Source organism: Chryseobacterium sp. VD8, from assembly GCF_037149975.1.
Lineage (GTDB): Bacteria > Bacteroidota > Bacteroidia > Flavobacteriales > Weeksellaceae > Chryseobacterium > Chryseobacterium indicum.
This window is the reverse complement of sequence record NZ_JBBCQL010000468.1, coordinates 1-345: the sequence shown is the minus strand read 5'-3', so window position 1 is coordinate 345 and position 345 is coordinate 1. Positions and strand designations below refer to the sequence as shown.

General features: G+C 33.6%; 1 protein-coding gene. It reads right to left on the bottom strand.

The features are described from left to right. Positions 1-115: 115 nt before the first annotated feature. Positions 116-345, bottom strand: a 230-nt coding sequence (locus tag WFK35_RS23070; RefSeq protein WP_336734998.1) for an IS110 family transposase, incomplete at its 5' end; no start/stop codon positions are given.

Genomic DNA, 345 nt, shown 5'->3' with positions numbered 1-345 from the left:
GGAAAATTTGAATTTTTTGTTGATAAAAATTCTTTCTGTGACAAATAAGGCTGTTGTCTTTTGATGACAGCCATTATTCTGTGCACCAATTTGTTTCTTATGGCGTTTAGTACGCTCATTTTATTTTGCCCTGCTCTACTTTTCTCACAAAATAAGCTTTGAGTTCCTTATCTGCTCTGATGGTTGCCATTGCTGATAAATGAAGTAATTTTTTCAGCTTTTGGTTTGCCATTTTTGAGATTCGTTCTTTCTTTACAATCGTTCCGGATTGATTTTTAAATGGAACGACTCCCGCATAACATGCCAAATGTTTTGCGTTTTCAAAATTCTTAAAATTATCTGTGA